Consider the following 17,017-nt stretch of genomic DNA (forward strand, 5'->3'; position numbering starts at 1 on the left):
AATGGAGGCGAAGCGCCTCAAGGAGCCATGTCCGGTGTTTCACGCGATAGTGTCCATTAAAAAATGATGGACACTATTTTCCCGGAACCGGAGCCCGCTGCACAGACGGTTTAAATGTGACGCTTACTTTTGAGGTGGTTTTATGAATGCTGAGGTGAAAGGTATCATCCTTTTCTTCATAAACCAGCTGGTCATCGCTTTGTGGCGTGCCCAGTTCATGCCGCCAGAGCTGGTAAGACAGCAACGTTTGCGGATGCTTGCGCACATAGTAGAGCGTGCGTGAATCATTCGCCCAGGCAAAGCTGGAAGAGGCATCATTCAGCACCTCAGGATACCAGCTCCCGTTTTCCAGATTGCGAAAGCGAATGCCGTACTGGCGGCGGGAAAGGAAATCTTCTGCCAGGGCCATGACCTGATTGTCCGGGCTGATATGCAGCGCGCCCATGGTATAAAAATCACTGTGCGAAGCCCGCTGATTGGCATCCAGCAGCAATGTCCATTCATCAGTTTCCTGATAACTGGCAGGCTGCCGGTAATAGGCGGCATATTCGTTACCACTTTCATAACGGCTTTGGTAGCGGTAGCCATTTTTTACGTAGGGAACGGAATGGTCCTGAGGCGGCAGTCGGTCAATGATCTCGTGGAGAATACGGTTTTGTAATGGCTCCTGTGACGCCATGATTTTCTGACCATAGTTGTTCTCAGCACGCAGGTAGTCCAGCACATCGCTGTTTTCGCGTTTGTCATCACGCAACCAGTAGTAGTTATCGACCCGCGTCTCGCCATGCAGCGACATCTCGTAAGGTATTTTTTTCGCGTCAGGTGCTTTCATATCATCCATCCTGCTGAACATCATCAACATTAAGGGTTGCACTAATGTCTTCAGATGCCAAGTCAGGGATAGTGATTATGAGCGTGTTCAGGGCCCTGTTACGGGCCCGGACATGGGTTAACTGGCCTTCTGCTGATCAATATCCTGCTGGATACCTTTTCGGACATCCTGCGGAATTTTTAGCGCGTCGCCCAGTGCCGACAGGTAGCTGCGCTCCATAAAATGATCAACATCAATGGCGGCACAGCTGAGAAAATAGAGTTCCAGTGCTTCTTCTTCATTTTTAACATCCGCCGCCAGCCATTCGGGGTCCAGCGGCCGCTGCATGGCCTGCTGGATCAGTTTCTCCGCATCCTGACCATAGCATGCCTGATGAATGTTCTGCTCAATCGTCGCACGTTCACGGTCATCAATATGCCCGTCGCTTTTGGCGGCAAACACCAAGGCCGTGACCAGTCGTTCTGCGCGCTGATCAACCGGCGTCTGTAACTCACCAAAACCCGGTTCGTCCTGATGGGTTTCACGCACCCGCTGTTTGTATTTGTTCCACAACACCGCGCCCGCTGCTGCCCCGCCGCCGATGATTAAGGCTTTGCCGCCATATTTAGTTAACAGCTTGCGTGATGATTTACTGGCCACCAGCAATCCCGCCAGGCCACCCAGCGCACCGGGAGCCAGCATCTCACTCAGCCCGCCGCAGGATTTGCCGTCACCGCTCTTTTTTGCCAGTACTGATTGAATCTGTTGCAGCCAGTTATTCATTATTTACTCCTGTTACCATCCAGAAACATCATCATTACCAAAAAGATGTCAGGAAACGTCAGAGCAGGAAAAGTAGCGCAAACGAGATGAAATGTGCGCAAGGGGTGAGAACGCAAACGTTTTCGTTTATACTGCGCGCGAATTTTGACTGGTTGACTGCTTAGGTGAAATGATGACGACTCTCGGAACTGCGCTACGCCCTGCTGCCACGCGCGTCATGCTGTTAGGCTCAGGAGAACTGGGCAAAGAAGTCGCGCTGGAATGTCAGCGTCTGGGTGTGGAAGTGATTGCGGTTGACCGCTACGCCAATGCGCCTGCGATGCATGTAGCGCACCGTAGCCATGTGATAAATATGCTGGACGGCGACGCACTGGCCGCCGTTATTGCCCAGGAGAAACCAGACTTCGTGGTGCCTGAGATTGAAGCCATCGCAACAGAGAAACTGCTGGAGCTGGAGCAGCAAGGTCAGCGCGTCGTGCCCACTGCCCGCGCTGCCCGCCTCACCATGAACCGCGAAGGCATTCGTCGTCTGGCCGCAGAGGAGCTGGCGCTGCCCACTTCAACCTACCGCTTTGCCGACAGCAAAGAAAATTTTGTCGCTGCCGCCGCCGGGATTGGTTTTCCCTGCATCGTCAAACCCGTTATGAGTTCATCCGGCAAAGGCCAGAGTTTTATTCGCGATGCCAGCCAGCTGGATAAGGCCTGGGATTATGCGCAACAAGGCGGTCGCGCCGGGGCGGGACGCGTTATCGTTGAAGGCGTGGTGAAGTTTGATTTTGAAATCACCCTGCTGACCATCAGGGCCGTTGACGGCATTCATTTCTGCGCCCCTATCGGTCATCGCCAGGAAGACGGCGATTACCGTGAGTCATGGCAGCCGCAGCAGATGAGCGACCTGGCGCTAAAGCGTGCCCAGCATATCGCGGAAACCGTGGTCAACGCACTGGGTGGCTATGGATTATTTGGTGTGGAGCTGTTTGTATGCGGCGACGAAGTGGTATTCAGTGAAGTCTCTCCGCGTCCGCACGACACTGGCATGGTGACGCTGATCTCGCAGGATCTGTCAGAATTCGCCCTGCATGTCCGCGCGTTCCTGGGGCTGCCTGTAGGGGCGATTCGCCAGTACGGCCCTTCTGCTTCAGCCGTTATTCTGCCGCAGTTAACCAGCCAGAATGTCCGGTTTGCGAATGTAGAAGCAGCACTGGGGGCGGGTTTGCAGTTGCGCCTGTTTGGCAAGCCCGAAATTGAAGGTCAGCGTCGTTTAGGTGTTGCTCTGGCCTGCGCCGAGACAACGGAAGAGGCTGTTGCGCGCGCGGTAGCCAGTGCGGCTGCCGTCAGCGTTCAGGGTTAAGTGAGTGCGGTGAGCCTGCGGGCTCACCGTCTGCCCGTTAGCGGGCCCCCGCGACGGCCTCGCTGGCCAGTTGCGTAATACGCTGCCAGTCCCCTGCTTCCAGCGCCTCGTTCGGCACCAGCCAGGAGCCGCCGATACAAAGTACGTTTTTCAGCGCCAGATAATCACGGTAATTCGCTGGTGAGATACCGCCCGTCGGACAGAAACGCACCTGAGGGAAAGGCCCACCGATGGCCTGTAGCGCTTTTACCCCGCCGTTGGCTTCGGCCGGGAAAAATTTAAACTCTCGCAGACCGTAATCCATGCCGGTCATTAATTCTGACACCGTGCTGATGCCGGGAATAAGCGGAACTGGCCCTTCAACGGCGGCCTTGAGTAAGGACTCGGTGATACCAGGGCTGATTACAAACTGTGCGCCCGCTTCCGTCACTTCCTGGAGCTGCTGTGTGTTCAGCACCGTTCCCGCACCGACAATAGCCTCTGGCACCTGTTTGATAATGGCGCGTAAGGCATCCATCGCCACGGGCGTGCGTAAGGTCACTTCCAGCACCCTGACGCCGCCGGCGACCAGCGCCTGAGCCATGGGAACCGCATGTTCCAGCTTGTTAACCACGATTACCGGCACGACCGGTCCGGTTTTCAGAATCTGTTCTGCACTCGTTTTCCAGTTTTTCATCACTTCCCCTGGTAAATAACATTGTGATCACTGCGCCGAAGCCTTTACAGCGCCAGTCCGGTTAACAGCACGACTACCATACAGGATTCTCCGTTTCACCGTCCATCAACGGATAAAGTTTTTAAAACAGCAGTTCATTTTTGAGAGGTGGTGCAAAAAAAAGCCCGCATTATGCGGGCTGGGAAGGGATTATTCGAATTCATTCCAGGAACGGCCGTCTCGCGTGATCATCGCGACGGACGCCACCGGTCCCCAAGTGCCGGCCTGATAAGGTTTGGAGGAATCACCATCTGCGGCCCAGGCGTTGATGATGGAGTCAACGTAAGTCCAGGCGGCTTCCACCTCGTCACGGCGCACGAACAGTGCCTGAATGCCGCGCATCGATTCCAGCAGTAAACGCTCGTACGCATCCGCCAGATGAGACTGGTTAAAGGTTTCTGAGTAGCTCAGATCCAGCTTGGTCGTCTGCAGTTTGTGTTTGTGATCCAGACCCGGCACCTTGTTCAGGATCTCAATGTCCACCCCTTCATCCGGCTGTAGACGGATGGTCAGTTTGTTCTGCGGTAACTCGGAGTAAGAGTCTTTAAACAGGTTCATCTCCGGGTTTTTGAAGTACACCACGACTTCAGAACACTTGGTCGGCAAACGCTTACCGGTGCGCAGATAGAAGGGCACGCCCGCCCAGCGCCAGTTGTCGATATCGACGCGAATGGCCACAAAGGTTTCCGTAGAGCTGGTTTTGTTGGCGCCCTCTTCTTCCAGGTAGCCGGGAACTTTTTTGCCCTGCACAAAGCCGGCGGTGTACTGACCCCGCACCGTTTTCTCACGGACATTTGTCTGATCGATAGGACGCAGCGAACGCAGCACCTTCACTTTCTCATCGCGTATGCTGTCGGCACTGAGATCGGAAGGCGGAGACATTGCTATCATGGTCAGCACCTGTAACAGGTGGTTCTGGATCATATCGCGCATCTGCCCGGCTTTATCGAAATAACCCCAACGGCCTTCAATGCCCACCTCTTCAGCCACGGTAATCTGCACGTGATCGATGGTGCGGTTATCCCAGTTGTTCACGAAGATGGAGTTTGCGAAACGCAGCGCAAGCAGATTCAGAACCGTTTCTTTCCCCAGATAGTGGTCAATACGGAATACCTGACTCTCATCGAAATACTCGCCTACGCTGTCGTTGATTTCTTTTGACGTTTCCAGCGATGTGCCGAGCGGTTTTTCCATCACCACGCGCGCCGGTTTCGCATTGAGCTTGGCCATGCCGAGGCCCTGACAAATGGCCCCGAAGGTGCTGGGCGGCATGGCGAAATAGTTAATCGTGGTGCGGTTTTTCTGATCCAGCATCTTACCCAGTCTTGGGAAATGCGAAGTATCGTTGACATCAAGGTTACAGAAATCGAGACGGTTACTGAGCTTATCCCAGAGCGCTTCGTCAATCTTTTCCTTCATGAAGGTTTCTAACGCCTCACGCACCACTTTGGTGTATTCAGCTTTATCCCACTCTGCACGGCCAACGCCGATAATCCGGGTTTCTTCATGAATCTGACCCGCTTTCTCTAACTGATACAGCGAGGGCAACAGTTTACGACGGGCGAGATCGCCTTTGGCGCCGAAAATTACCAGATCGCATGCCTGGGCTATTTGTGTTACCGCCATTTTCCTCTCCTCGTTGCAGGATAGTCCCGGTGGCGATGCATCCTGAGCACCGGGTCCATGTTGTTATTTACTTTCAGCACAATGTACTTTTTTCCCCAGACCAGGTAAACCAGCCCGCGGCGTCACCCTACTTACTCTGCGCGTAATTCGCGTCTGTGGTAGGTTGACCCGTGCGCTTTCGCTTATTTTTCTGTGTCAAAAATTGTCTGGCTGCAGCCAGTGCGATGCTGATTATGGCAAAAAAAAGGCCAGCCGACTTATCAGACCTTGCCCCGCGGCTGATTCTACAGGGTCACCCCGGCAGCATTGCCTTTCATCTCAGCATTTATCCATTCTAACAGATATTTACTCGCTATCCGGTCGGGATAATGCGCCGGTGCAACACTTGCCGCTTTACGCTTTTCGCTGTTTACACCGGCTTCGTGGGCCAAACAACAGACAATGCCTTCCCCACCGGCAAACGAACGACCGCAACAGCCTGGTCTGTTACGCGCGGCCCGGCTGTAACTACGATACAGATGAACGGGCTGTTCATCCTGCCGCGTTGTGACACGCAGAATGGCTGCGTCACTTGCGTCTGGCCAATTAAGCTGGCGCTAGCGTCGAAGGGGGGATGACTTCCTCGGTGAGTCTCAGTATTGTATCTGACAAAAGCGCCTTTACTGGACGTCTTCCGGGCGCAGTGCCACAGTTCTGACACACTCGAATGTATAATAATACCTCTGTGTGGTAATCAGTATCTGACGGGCTAATACCTTAAAAAGTAACGATTCAGCTCAGTTCCAAAATTCAAAGGAATCTCTATGTCCCGACGTTTAAGAAGAACCAAGATCGTAACCACTCTCGGCCCAGCCACTGACCGCGACAACAATCTCGAAAAAATCATTGCTGCTGGTGCCAACGTTGTGCGTCTTAACTTTTCACACGGTACGCCCGAAGATCACCAGATGCGTGCCGATAAAGTGCGTCAGATTGCGGCAAAACTCGGTCGACATGTGGCCATTCTGGGCGATTTGCAAGGCCCTAAAATTCGTGTATCCACCTTTAAAGAAGGTAAAGTCTTCCTGAACGTGGGCGACCGGTTCCTGCTTGATGCGGCGCTGGGCAAAGGCGAAGGCGATAAAGAACGCGTCGGCATTGACTATAAAGGTCTGCCCGAGGATGTGGTACCCGGCGATATCCTGCTGCTGGATGATGGTCGCGTCCAGCTGAAGGTGCTGGAGGTTCAGGGCGTCAAAGTGTTTACCGAAGTGACAGTAGGTGGCCCGCTTTCTAACAATAAAGGCATCAACAAACTGGGCGGAGGCCTGTCGGCTGAAGCCCTGACGGAGAAAGACAAAGCCGATATTATCACGGCCGCCAAAATCAACGTGGACTATCTGGCGGTATCCTTTCCGCGTTGTGGTGAGGATATGCACTATGCCCGCCGTCTGGCGCGCGATGCGGGCTGTGACGCGTTAATGGTCGCGAAAGTAGAACGTGCCGAAGCGGTCGCCTCGCAGGAAGCCATGGATGACATCATTCTGGCCTCTGACGTGGTGATGGTTGCCCGTGGCGACCTGGGCGTGGAAATTGGCGATCCGGAACTGGTCGGGATTCAGAAAGCCCTTATCCGCCGTGCGCGCCAGTTGAACCGTACCATCATCACCGCGACACAGATGATGGAATCAATGATCACCAATCCTATGCCGACGCGCGCCGAAGTCATGGACGTCGCCAACGCCGTGCTGGACGGCACCGATGCGGTAATGCTGTCAGCCGAAACCGCTGCCGGTCAGTATCCGGCGGAGACCGTTGCCGCCATGGCAAAAGTCTGTCTGGGTGCCGAGAAAATCCCAAGCGTGAATGTCTCTAAACACCGTCTGGATGTGCAGTTCGATAATATCGAAGAAGCGATCGCCATGTCAGCCATGTACACAGCGAACCACCTGCAGGGCGTGACCGCCATTATTACCATGACGGAATCCGGTCGTACGCCATTGATGACCTCACGTATCACATCAGGTTTGCCGATCTTTGCCATGTCGCGCCACGAACGTACGCTGAATATCACCGCGCTGTATCGCGGCGTGACGCCCGTGTTTTTCGACAGCGATAACGAAGGCGTGGCCACCGCCCATGACGCCGTTAATCTGCTGCGTGACAAAGGCTTCCTCGTCTCCGGTGATTTAGTAGTCGTCACGCAAGGGGATGTGATGGGGGCAATCGGCACGACTAACACCGGCCGGGTGCTGCGCGTCGATTAATACCGCTTTTCATACACATCTGTATTACCATTTAAACGCGGCTGCCTTGCAGTCGCGTTTTTTGTTTTTTCATAAGGAGGCCAGATGGCCCGTTATCAACCCATCCGCCAGTTGACCGGACGCGTGATGCTGTTTCCGCTGGCGATGGTGCTTTATGAGTTCGCCACCTATATTGCTCACGATATGATCCAACCCAGCATGTTGCTGGTCACCGCCGAATTCGACGTAGGCGATCAGTGGGTTTCCACCTCTCTCACGGCCTATTTGCTGGGTGGCGTGGTTTTACAATGGCTGCTTGGCCCGTTGTCTGATAAATATGGCCGCAGGCCTGTGCTGCTGTCCGGCATTCTGTTTTTTGCCGCCGCCTGTATTCTGACTACCTGGGTCAGCGACATTGAGCAGTTCGTCAGTCTGCGTTTCCTTCAGGGAATTAGCCTGTGTTTTATTGGTGCGGTCGGCTATGCCGCCATTCAGGAAGCGTTCGAGGAAGCACTGGCCGTGCGCATTATGGCGCTGATGGCGAATGTCGCCCTGCTGGCACCGCTCGCCGGGCCTCTGGCCGGCGCCGCCTGGCTCACGGTCGGAAGCTGGCGCAGTATGTTCTGGCTGTTTGCCGCCTGCAGCGCCGTGGCGTTTATCGTACTCTGGCGGGTCATGCCTGAAACCGCCGGCGATCGTCACCAGTCCATTGCGCTGCCGGTGCTGGCGCGCAATTATGGCCGACTGATAAAAGATCGTCAGGTGATGTTTGGGTCCTTTGCCATCGGACTGGTTTTCATTCCCATTCTGACCTGGGTGGCCCTGTCCCCGGTCATTCTGATGCGTGATGAAGGACTTTCACGAATGGAGTACGCCCTGCTCCAGCTGCCGGTATTTATGGCAATGATTGCCGGTAACCTGACCCTGAGCAAACTGGTTGGCCGGATGCCGATTGAGCAACCCGTGAAATTTGCCGCCTGGCCCATATTACTCGGGTTAAGCCTTGCTTTATTTGCCACGCTGATAAACACACACAGCTATTTGTTGATTACCGCAGGATTAAGCCTGTACGCGTTCGGCGGCGGGATGGTGAATGCCGGACTTTACCGGCTGACGCTCTATGCCAGCGATGAAGCTAAAGGCAGCGTCGCGGCCATGCTGGGCATGATCAGCATTTTGACACTGGCTACCGGCATTGAGCTGGCGAAGCACTTCTATTTTAGCGGTGGGGTGATCTGGTTTAGCCTGATCAACTTTATCAGTGGTGTCCTGTGGTTTGGCCTGATGCTGATGTTTCTGCGGGAACGCAGGCGTCACGCCAAAGTAACGCCCGTCTAAATCAGAAAGGCCGCCATGCGGCCTTTCTTTATTTACGAGGATAAAGCTCGTCTCGCTAGTAGGGTTCGACATCACCCGCTTTTCGGGTTTTAAGCAGTTTCAGTATCCAGGTATATTGTTCCGGATGCGGACGCACAAACACTTCTACCTCTTCATTCATCCGCCGCGCCAGTTGACGGTCATCCGCTTCGAGTAAGTCATCCATCGGCGGACGAACGTAAATTTCCAGCTTATGCCTTGCTCCGTTATACACCGGAAACAACGGCACGACGCGGGCGCGACAGACTTTCATCAACCGACCAACGGCGGGTAAGGTAGCTTTGTAAGTGGCAAAGAAGTCGACAAACTCACTGTGTTCCGGCCCGTGATCCTGGTCAGGCAGATAATAGCCCCAGTAGCCCTGACGGACCGAACTGATAAACGGCTTAATGCCATCGTTGCGCGCATGCATACGACCACCAAAACGACGGCGGACACGGTTCCAGACATAGTCCACCAGCGGATCGCTCTGGTTATGGAACATCGCGGCCATCATCTGTCCCTCTGAGGCCAGCAGCATGGCCGGAATGTCCACAGCCCAGCCATCCGGCACCAGAAAAATCACGTTCTGCTTGTCGGCCTGCAGTTGATCAATAATTTCCCGACCGTGCCACTCAACCCGCTGGCGGATCTGTGCCGGATCGCGCATACCCAGCTCGGCCATCATGGCCATGGCTTGCGGTGCGGTGGCAAACATCTGATCGACAATCGCGTCACGCTGAGATTCGCTTAATTCAGGCAGGCAGTAATAGAGATTGATGAGCGCACGGCGACGCGCGCCCTTCGCCAGCTTACCAGCAAACTTGCCGAGCCCTCCCAGAAGCGGATCGCGCACGCGAGGCGGCATCAATGCAATACCCGCCAGCGCGCCAATGGCCAGCCAGCTGCCCCAGTATTTTGGCTTTAAAAAAGAACGTTCAAAAACGGGAATAAATTCAATGTTATTTTTTTTACGGGTTTCCATGCACTCGCCTCAATCAATGACGGGCTAATGATAGTGGCGACGAGTAAATTTGCAATCATCCTGCGCCAGAGATAAAAAAGTCGACGGCCATGCCGTCGACGTTATCAAAGTATTTACTTCATCCCCAACTGCGGTAACCAGCCTTTGACCTGAGCAAGATACTGCGAACGATCTTTGCCCGTCAGACCTTCCATGCGCGGCAGCTTGGCCGTCAGGGGATTAACAGCCTGATTATTAATCCAGATCTCAAAATGCAGATGCGGTCCGGTTGAACGGCCGGTATTGCCGGAGAGCGCAATGCGATCGCCACGCTTTACCTTTTGCCCCGGTTTCACCAGCACTTTTTTGAGGTGCATGTAACGCGTCATATACTGACGGCCGTGACGGATGGCCACATAGTTACCGGCGGCACCGCCGTTTTTGGCCACCACGACTTCGCCATCGCCCACAGCCAGCACAGGCGTACCAACCGGCAGCGCGAAATCGACACCTTTGTGCGGTGCAATTCGGCCCGTCACCGGATTAAGACGGCGCGGATTAAAGTTCGACGAGACACGGTACTGTTTCACGGTGGGGAAACGCATAAAGCCCCGCGCCAAGCCCGCACCGCTGCGGTCGTAAAATTTGCCGTCTTCGGCCCGGAACGCGTAATAATCTTTGCCGCCGCTGCGCAAACGCACACCCAGTAGCTGGCTTTGCGCGCTCTTACCTTCCAGCATTTCGCGCGACATCAGCACGCTGAATTTATCGCCCGCGCGTAACTTACGAAAATCCATCTGCCACTGCATGGCTTTGATCACGCTGCTGGCCTCTGCACTGCTTAAACCGGCACGCATAGCGCTGGCGGCGAAGCTGCCGCGGACTTCGCCCTGAATCACACTGTTGCGCCATTCACCCTTTTGCATCTGCGACTGCATGCTAAAGCCACCTTTATCGGTGCGCGTATAGGTGCGGGTTTCACGACGCGAGATTTCCCAGGTAAAGGTATCCAGTGCGCCGGCATCATTGAGCGTCCAGCTGAGCTGCTGACCGACCTGCAAATTACGCAGATCTTTATCGCTGGCCACCAGCGCATTAATGTCGCTCATGTCGATGCCATACTGGTTCAGTGCGCTGCTGAGCGTGTCGCCTGAGGAGACGGTGTAATCGTGCGTGCCTGCCGTATCGGCGACATCCTGATCGACGTCGTCTGAAGGCAGTTCTTCATCGGGTTCGGGCGTGGTTTGATCGATAGGTTCACTGGCTTCAGGAAGCAGTGTGCGAAACTCGTTTTTTTCTAACTCAATGGCTTTGACAATGGGCGTAACATCATCATTCGGATGGTAAACATAAGGCCGCCAGACTGCGACGGCCAGAGTAACAACGGTTAACGATCCCAGCATAACGCGGTGGGGGCGCGGCAAATTATTAAATGCGAGGGCGACAGAGCGGGCTATCTGCTGCACGTTAAACTATTCCTCTATGCTCCTTTCAGGCAGGTCTCATACTGGCTCGACAGCTGTGAGAGGAATTTCACATAGCTGTCTTTTCCTAAGCTGATGTCTGTGCCCAGTGGATCGAGCGTGCCTTTACGCACCTGCGTTCCACGGGCAACAGCATCGATGACCGCCGGCCTGAATTGTGGCTCAGCAAAGACGCAAACGGCCTTTTTCTCAACCAACTGTGTTCGAATTTGATGTAAGCGCTGTGCACCCGGTTGAATTTCTGGGTTAACGGTAAAATGCCCGGTGGGCGAGAGACCGTAGTGTTTTTCAAAGTACGTGTAAGCGTCGTGAAAAACGAAATACCCTTTATCTTTAACGGGGGCAAGCTGTGAGATAATGCGCTTATCTGTGTCCGCTAATTCTGCCTCAAAATGCTGCAGGTTGGCGTCAAGTTTGACTTTATCCTGCGGCATAAGTTCCAATAATTTTTCATGGATTGCAACCGCGGTTTTTTGCGCGATTTCGGGTGACATCCACAAGTGCATATTAAACTCACCGTGATGATGATGATGCTCTGCATCGTGATCGTGCTCTGCTGCCTCATGGTCATCGTGATCATCGTCTTCACCGCCCCGCAGCAACATCGTTTTTACGCCGGGAATTTGTACTATCTCAAGATTCTTTTTTTCTGGCAGGGCGGCGGCTGATTTGGTCATAAACGCTTCCATTTCTGGTCCCACCCAGACCACTAAGTCCGCGTTTTGTAAGCGTTTTACATCAGACGGGCGCAGGGCATAATCATGTTCGGATGCGCCATCAGGCAGCAAGACCTCCACCGGTGTTACCCCGTCCGCAATCGCAGAGGCAATGAAGCCAACAGGCTTAATGGAGGCCACTACATTGGCATGAGCGGGCAAAGCAACGGCGGTAGCAAAAACAAGCGCAGCCAGGGTAAAACCCGCCCCTTTTTTATTATGTAACATAATGCGTCATTCCTTCGTCATCAACAGATTGGATGTGATATTATAACATTCGAAATTCTGCGCAACCTGTAAATCTTATGCCATCACTTGTCACACTTGAAAATGTCTCCATCCAGTTTGCTCAACGCACCGTCCTGTCTGGCGTGAGCCTGGCGCTTCATCCTGGTAAAATTTTGACGCTGCTGGGTCCCAATGGCGCGGGTAAATCGACGCTGGTGCGCGTGGTACTCGGACTGCTCGCGCCCTCATCCGGTCAGGTGCATCGCAGTGCGAACCTGCGTATTGGTTATGTGCCTCAGAAACTGCACATCGATCCGACGTTACCGGTTACCGTCGAGCGTTTTATGCGTTTGTCACGTGGCGCACGTCATCAGGACATTCTGCCTGCGCTCAAACGCGTTCAGGCCGGTCACCTGCTGACCTCTCCCCTGCAGAAACTGTCCGGTGGCGAAATGCAGCGCGTCCTGCTTGCGCGTACGCTGCTTAATCAGCCAAAGTTGCTGGTGCTGGATGAGCCGACACAGGGCGTGGACGTCAATGGTCAGGTCGCGCTCTATGATTTGATTAACCAGCTTCGTCATGAGCTGAACTGTGCGGTATTGATGGTCTCTCATGATTTGCATCTGGTCATGGCCAAGACAGACGAAGTGCTGTGCCTCAATCATCATATCTGCTGTTCCGGCACGCCCGAGGCTGTCTCCCAGCATCCGGAATTTATTGCCATGTTTGGGCCACGCGGCGCGCAGGAACTGGCTATCTATCGTCATCACCATAATCATCGTCACGACTTAAAGGGACGCATCGTACTTCGCAAGGGACCGGGTCCACTATGATTGAATTATTGCTACCGGGCTGGCTGGGCGGCGTCATGCTGGCGCTGGCCGCCGGTCCTCTGGGTTCGTTTGTCGTCTGGCGCAAGATGTCTTACTTTGGCGACACACTGGCGCATGCCTCACTGCTGGGCGTTGCGTTTGGTTTAATGCTGGATGTAAATCCTTATTATGCCGTGATTCTGGTCACGGTTTGTCTGGCGCTGGGGCTGGTCTGGCTGGAACGCCGACCGCATCTGGCCATTGATACCTTGCTGGGCATTATGGCGCACAGTGCGCTGTCACTGGGACTGGTGGTGGTCAGCCTGATGTCGAATGTGCGGGTCGATTTGATGGCCTACCTGTTCGGCGATTTGCTGGCGGTCACCCCTGCCGATCTCGGGGCAATGGCTGCGGGCGTAGGTTGTGTTTTAGCGGTCATGGCCTGGCAGTGGCGCGCGTTGCTGTCGATGACCATCAGCCCCGAACTGGCGCAGGTCGATGGCGTGAATATTCAACGCACCCGGTTAATCCTGATGCTGGTGACCGCGCTGACTATTGGCGTGGCGATGAAATTTGTCGGGGCGCTGATCATCACCTCGTTGCTGCTTATCCCGGCTGCGACGGCGCGACGCTTTGCACGTTCACCGGAAATGATGGCCGCGATTGCGGTGCTGATCGGGGTAATGGCAGTGACCGGCGGGTTAACCTTCTCGGCGTTTTATGACACGCCTGCGGGGCCGTCTGTGGTGCTGTGCGCAGCCATACTGTTTATCGTCAGTATGGTGCGCAAACCGGCGCTGTGATTACGCCTCTTTGGTGATACCGAAATGACGGTAAGCATGCTGCGTGGCCATCCGGCCGCGCGGTGTGCGTTGAATAAAGCCCTGCTGAATCAGGAAGGGCTCGATGACATCTTCAATCGTTTCCCGCTCTTCACCAATCGCCGCCGCAAGGTTATCCAGACCCACCGGCCCGCCGGTGAATTTATCAATAATCGCCAGCAGCAGTTTACGATCCATATAGTCGAAACCTTCGCTGTCAACGTTAAGCATGTCCAGCGCGGTCACTGAGACTTCGCCGCTTAAGTTACCGTTTGCCCGCACTTCTGCAAAATCACGCACCCGGCGTAACAGTCGGTTAGCAATACGCGGCGTGCCGCGAGATCGACGGGCGATTTCAAGGGCCCCCTCCTCACTCAGCGCCAGGCCCAGACAGGCGGCACTGCGCCCGACGATATGCTGCAAATCTTTCACCTGATAGAATTCCAGCCGCTGCACGATACCAAAACGATCGCGCAGGGGCGACGTCAGTGAGCCCGCGCGCGTAGTGGCACCAATCAGCGTAAACGGCGGCAGATCAAGCTTAATCGATCGCGCTGCCGGACCTTCGCCAATCATGATATCCAGCTGATAGTCTTCCATCGCCGGATACAGTACTTCTTCAACGACAGGTGACAGGCGGTGAATCTCATCAATAAACAGCACATCATGCGGCTCAAGGTTGGTCAGCATCGCCGCCAAATCGCCCGCTTTCTCCAGCACCGGACCGGAGGTGGTGCGCAGATTGACGCCCATCTCATTAGCCACAATGTTCGCCAGGGTGGTTTTTCCCAGCCCGGGTGGGCCAAAAATCAGCAAATGGTCCAGCGCATCGCCACGCAGTTGGGCCGCTTTGATAAAAATTTCCATTTGCTCCCGCACCTGCGGCTGGCCGACATACTCGGTCAGCATCTTAGGCCGGATGGCGCGGTCGAGGCTCTCTTCTTCGCTAACGCTGGCGGCGGAGATCAGGCGATCGGCTTCAATCATGAATTACCTCAAATAGCGGCGCGGAGCGCTTCGCGAATTAATGTTTCACAATCCGCGTCAGGGCGACCCACTTTGCTGATCATGCGGCTCGCTTCCTGCGGTTTATAACCCAGGGACACCAGCGCTGCAACCGCTTCCGCTTCGGCGTCGTTGGTTTCGGGTTCCGGGCCCGGCGTGGTCAGCGTAAAGGCCGAGTCACCGCCAAACAGATCGCCATGCATCCCTTTAAAGCGATCCTTCATCTCGACAACCAGACGCTCAGCGGTTTTCTTGCCCACACCCGGCAGTTTGACCAGCGCGGCAATCTCTTCTTTTTCCACCGCCGTGACAAACTGCTGAGCGGACATGCCCGACAGAATAGCGAGCGCCAGTTTCGGCCCAACGCCGTTGACTTTTATCAGTTCACGAAACAGGGCACGTTCCTGTTTGCTGTTAAAGCCGAACAGCAGTTGCGCGTCTTCACGAACCACAAATTGCGTAAAGATTATCGCTTCGTGATTAAGCTCAGGCAGTTCATAAAAACAGGTCATTGGCATATGGACTTCATAACCAACGCCATGCGCCTCCAGCAGGACCAGCGGTGGCTGCTTTTCCAGAATGGTTCCCCGTAAACGACCTATCACCTGATGCCTTCCTTATTCAACGTATGTGGCGGAATTTATACCATAAAAAAGGCTGGATGAATATCCAGCCTGACGGGCATATTGCGGGGATTGCCGTTAGCGCTGCCGCAGCCGGCCGCGGGTCAGCACCAGCGTGTTCTCAATCATGCGCGCGGCATTCTGTGCAACATGGCAGTGCGTAATCGCGATAGCCAGCGCATCGGCGGCATCAGCCTGCGGACTGGCTGCAAGCTTCAGTAAGGATTTGACCATATGCTGAACCTGACTTTTTTCTGCCCCGCCGGTTCCGACAACCGTCTGCTTCACCTGACGTGCGGCATATTCGAACACCGGCAGGTCATGGTTTACCGCCGCGACGATGGCGGCACCGCGCGCCTGGCCAAGCTTCAGCGCCGAGTCGGCGTTCTTCGCCATAAACACCTGCTCAATGGCGAAAAAATCAGGCGAAAACTGCGTGATAATTTCGCAAACGCCAGCATAGATCAGTTTCAGGCGCGCCGGCAATTCTGTCGTATTGGTGCGGATACAGCCGCTGCCCAGATAGGTGAGCTGGCGGCCGGTCTGACGAATCACCCCGTAACCGGTGACGCGTGAACCGGGGTCAATCCCCAGGATAATAGACATGACGCGTCTCCAGCCAGCGATGAAAGCGGTACAGCATTACAGCGTTTCCGCCACCTCATCGGAGATCTCACCGTTGTGATAAACCTCCTGCACGTCGTCGCAGTCTTCAAGCATATCGATCAGACGCAGCAGTTTCGGTGCGGTTTCCGCATCCATTTCCGCTTTGGTTGACGGAATCATCGCAACTTCCGCCGTATCCGCTTTCAGACCGGCGGCTTCCAGCGCATCGCGCACGGTGCCCATCTCTTCCCAGGCGGTGAAGACATCGATAGCGCCATCATCATACGCCACCACGTCCTCTGCACCGGCTTCCAGCGCGGCTTCCATCACCGCATCTTCATCCTGGCCTGGCGCGTAAGAAATCACGCCTTTTTTGCTGAACAGGTAAGACACGGAGCCATCGGTTCCCAGGTTGCCACCAGTTTTGGTGAACGCATGACGCACTTCACCCACCGTACGGTTTCGGTTATCACTCAGGCACTCGATCATGATGGCCGATCCCCCAGGACCGTAACCTTCATAGATGATGGTTTCCATGTTGGAATCATCTTCGCCGCCCACACCGCGTGCAATCGCACGGTTCATGGTATCGCGTGTCATGTTATTAGACAGCGCTTTGTCCATGGCAGCACGTAAACGTGGGTTAGAACCGGGATCGCCCCCACCCAGTTTCGCGGCGGTCACCAGCTCGCGAATGATTTTGGTAAAGATTTTACCGCGCTTGGCATCCTGAGCAGCCTTGCGGTGCTTGGTATTCGCCCATTTACTATGTCCAGCCATCTTGCATATTCTCCGATCTTAACAATCGCACGGGCTATCTGACTTACGATCCGCCTCCCGACAGTGCCTGCCATCCTCACGTCGTTATAAACGTTCCGGTTGCGCTGCACT

General features: G+C 54.7%; 15 protein-coding genes and 1 pseudogene. 5 read left to right on the forward strand and 11 right to left on the reverse strand.

All coding sequences use genetic code 11. The features are described 5' to 3' along the window. Positions 1-127 precede the first annotated feature (127 nt). A pseudogene (locus F7Q90_RS02600) lies at positions 128-832 on the reverse strand (oligopeptidase B); the annotation flags it as partial. 117 nt (positions 833-949) lie between these two features. Beyond that, positions 950-1,594, reverse strand: coding sequence for a tellurite resistance TerB family protein (locus F7Q90_RS02605; protein WP_006120283.1), 645 nt, complete (start codon positions 1,592-1,594; stop codon positions 950-952). A 172-nt stretch (positions 1,595-1,766) separates the two neighbouring features. Here F7Q90_RS02605 and purT point away from each other — a divergent pair, with 172 nt between their 5' ends. Beyond that, positions 1,767-2,945: a formate-dependent phosphoribosylglycinamide formyltransferase gene (purT, locus tag F7Q90_RS02610; protein WP_006120282.1), complete on the forward strand. Its 1,179-nt coding sequence runs from the start codon at positions 1,767-1,769 to the stop codon at positions 2,943-2,945. A gap of 37 nt (positions 2,946-2,982) precedes the next feature. On the opposite strand, the gene F7Q90_RS02615 is transcribed toward purT, so the two are convergent. Both F7Q90_RS02615 and zwf read right to left on the reverse strand, forming a co-directional pair. Then, a complete protein-coding gene (locus F7Q90_RS02615) occupies positions 2,983-3,621 on the reverse strand; it encodes a bifunctional 4-hydroxy-2-oxoglutarate aldolase/2-dehydro-3-deoxy-phosphogluconate aldolase (protein WP_006120281.1) in 639 nt (212 codons plus the stop codon). Between the two features lie 189 nt (positions 3,622-3,810). Continuing rightward, complete coding sequence (gene zwf / locus F7Q90_RS02620; protein ID WP_006120280.1) at positions 3,811-5,286, reverse strand: glucose-6-phosphate dehydrogenase; 1,476 nt, start codon at positions 5,284-5,286, stop codon at positions 3,811-3,813. An 803-nt stretch (positions 5,287-6,089) separates the two neighbouring features. Between zwf and pyk the strand changes: the two genes are divergently transcribed. Next, complete coding sequence (gene pyk / locus F7Q90_RS02625) at positions 6,090-7,532, forward strand: pyruvate kinase (RefSeq protein WP_006120278.1); 1,443 nt, start codon at positions 6,090-6,092, stop codon at positions 7,530-7,532. An 84-nt stretch (positions 7,533-7,616) separates the two neighbouring features. Further along, positions 7,617-8,849, forward strand: a complete 1,233-nt coding sequence (locus tag F7Q90_RS02630; RefSeq protein WP_006120277.1) for an MFS transporter — start codon at positions 7,617-7,619, stop codon at positions 8,847-8,849. Between the two features lie 55 nt (positions 8,850-8,904). On the opposite strand, the gene lpxM is transcribed toward F7Q90_RS02630, so the two are convergent. The 3 genes from lpxM to znuA form a co-directional block, all read right to left on the reverse strand. After that, positions 8,905-9,852 carry a lauroyl-Kdo(2)-lipid IV(A) myristoyltransferase gene (gene lpxM, locus F7Q90_RS02635; protein WP_151160779.1) on the reverse strand — a complete coding sequence of 316 codons (948 nt, stop codon included), beginning with the start codon at positions 9,850-9,852 and terminating at the stop codon, positions 8,905-8,907. Between the two features lie 113 nt (positions 9,853-9,965). Then, complete coding sequence (mepM, locus tag F7Q90_RS02640; protein ID WP_006120275.1) at positions 9,966-11,297, reverse strand: murein DD-endopeptidase MepM; 1,332 nt, start codon at positions 11,295-11,297, stop codon at positions 9,966-9,968. 14 nt (positions 11,298-11,311) lie between these two features. Then, positions 11,312-12,259 (reverse strand): zinc ABC transporter substrate-binding protein ZnuA, encoded by a 948-nt coding sequence (gene znuA, locus F7Q90_RS02645; RefSeq protein ID WP_006120274.1) that lies wholly within the window; start codon positions 12,257-12,259, stop codon positions 11,312-11,314. A gap of 77 nt (positions 12,260-12,336) precedes the next feature. Here znuA and znuC point away from each other — a divergent pair, with 77 nt between their 5' ends. Further along, positions 12,337-13,092 carry a zinc ABC transporter ATP-binding protein ZnuC gene (gene znuC, locus F7Q90_RS02650; protein WP_006120273.1) on the forward strand — a complete coding sequence of 252 codons (756 nt, stop codon included), beginning with the start codon at positions 12,337-12,339 and terminating at the stop codon, positions 13,090-13,092. Further along, positions 13,089-13,874, forward strand: a complete 786-nt coding sequence (gene znuB / locus F7Q90_RS02655) for a zinc ABC transporter permease subunit ZnuB (protein ID WP_006120272.1) — start codon at positions 13,089-13,091, stop codon at positions 13,872-13,874. The genes znuC and znuB overlap by 4 nt, the downstream gene beginning before the upstream one ends. Here znuB and ruvB read toward each other — a convergent pair whose 3' ends face one another. The 4 genes from ruvB to F7Q90_RS02675 all read right to left on the reverse strand — a co-directional run bounded on the left by ruvB (position 13,875) and on the right by F7Q90_RS02675 (position 16,906). Beyond that, the gene (gene ruvB / locus F7Q90_RS02660; RefSeq protein ID WP_006120271.1) at positions 13,875-14,879 is read right to left on the reverse strand and encodes a Holliday junction branch migration DNA helicase RuvB; all 1,005 of its coding nucleotides are present in this window, start codon (positions 14,877-14,879) and stop codon (positions 13,875-13,877) included. An 8-nt stretch (positions 14,880-14,887) separates the two neighbouring features. Beyond that, entirely contained in the window at positions 14,888-15,502 is a 615-nt protein-coding gene (ruvA, locus tag F7Q90_RS02665; RefSeq protein ID WP_006120270.1) for a Holliday junction branch migration protein RuvA, read from the reverse strand. Positions 15,503-15,598: 96 nt separating this feature from the next. Next, complete coding sequence (ruvC, locus tag F7Q90_RS02670) at positions 15,599-16,126, reverse strand: crossover junction endodeoxyribonuclease RuvC (RefSeq protein ID WP_006120269.1); 528 nt, start codon at positions 16,124-16,126, stop codon at positions 15,599-15,601. Between the two features lie 36 nt (positions 16,127-16,162). Further along, positions 16,163-16,906: a YebC/PmpR family DNA-binding transcriptional regulator gene (locus F7Q90_RS02675; RefSeq protein ID WP_006120268.1), complete on the reverse strand. Its 744-nt coding sequence runs from the start codon at positions 16,904-16,906 to the stop codon at positions 16,163-16,165. Positions 16,907-17,017 lie beyond the last annotated feature (111 nt).

This window comes from Pantoea stewartii subsp. stewartii (assembly GCF_008801695.1).
GTDB lineage: Bacteria > Pseudomonadota > Gammaproteobacteria > Enterobacterales > Enterobacteriaceae > Pantoea > Pantoea stewartii.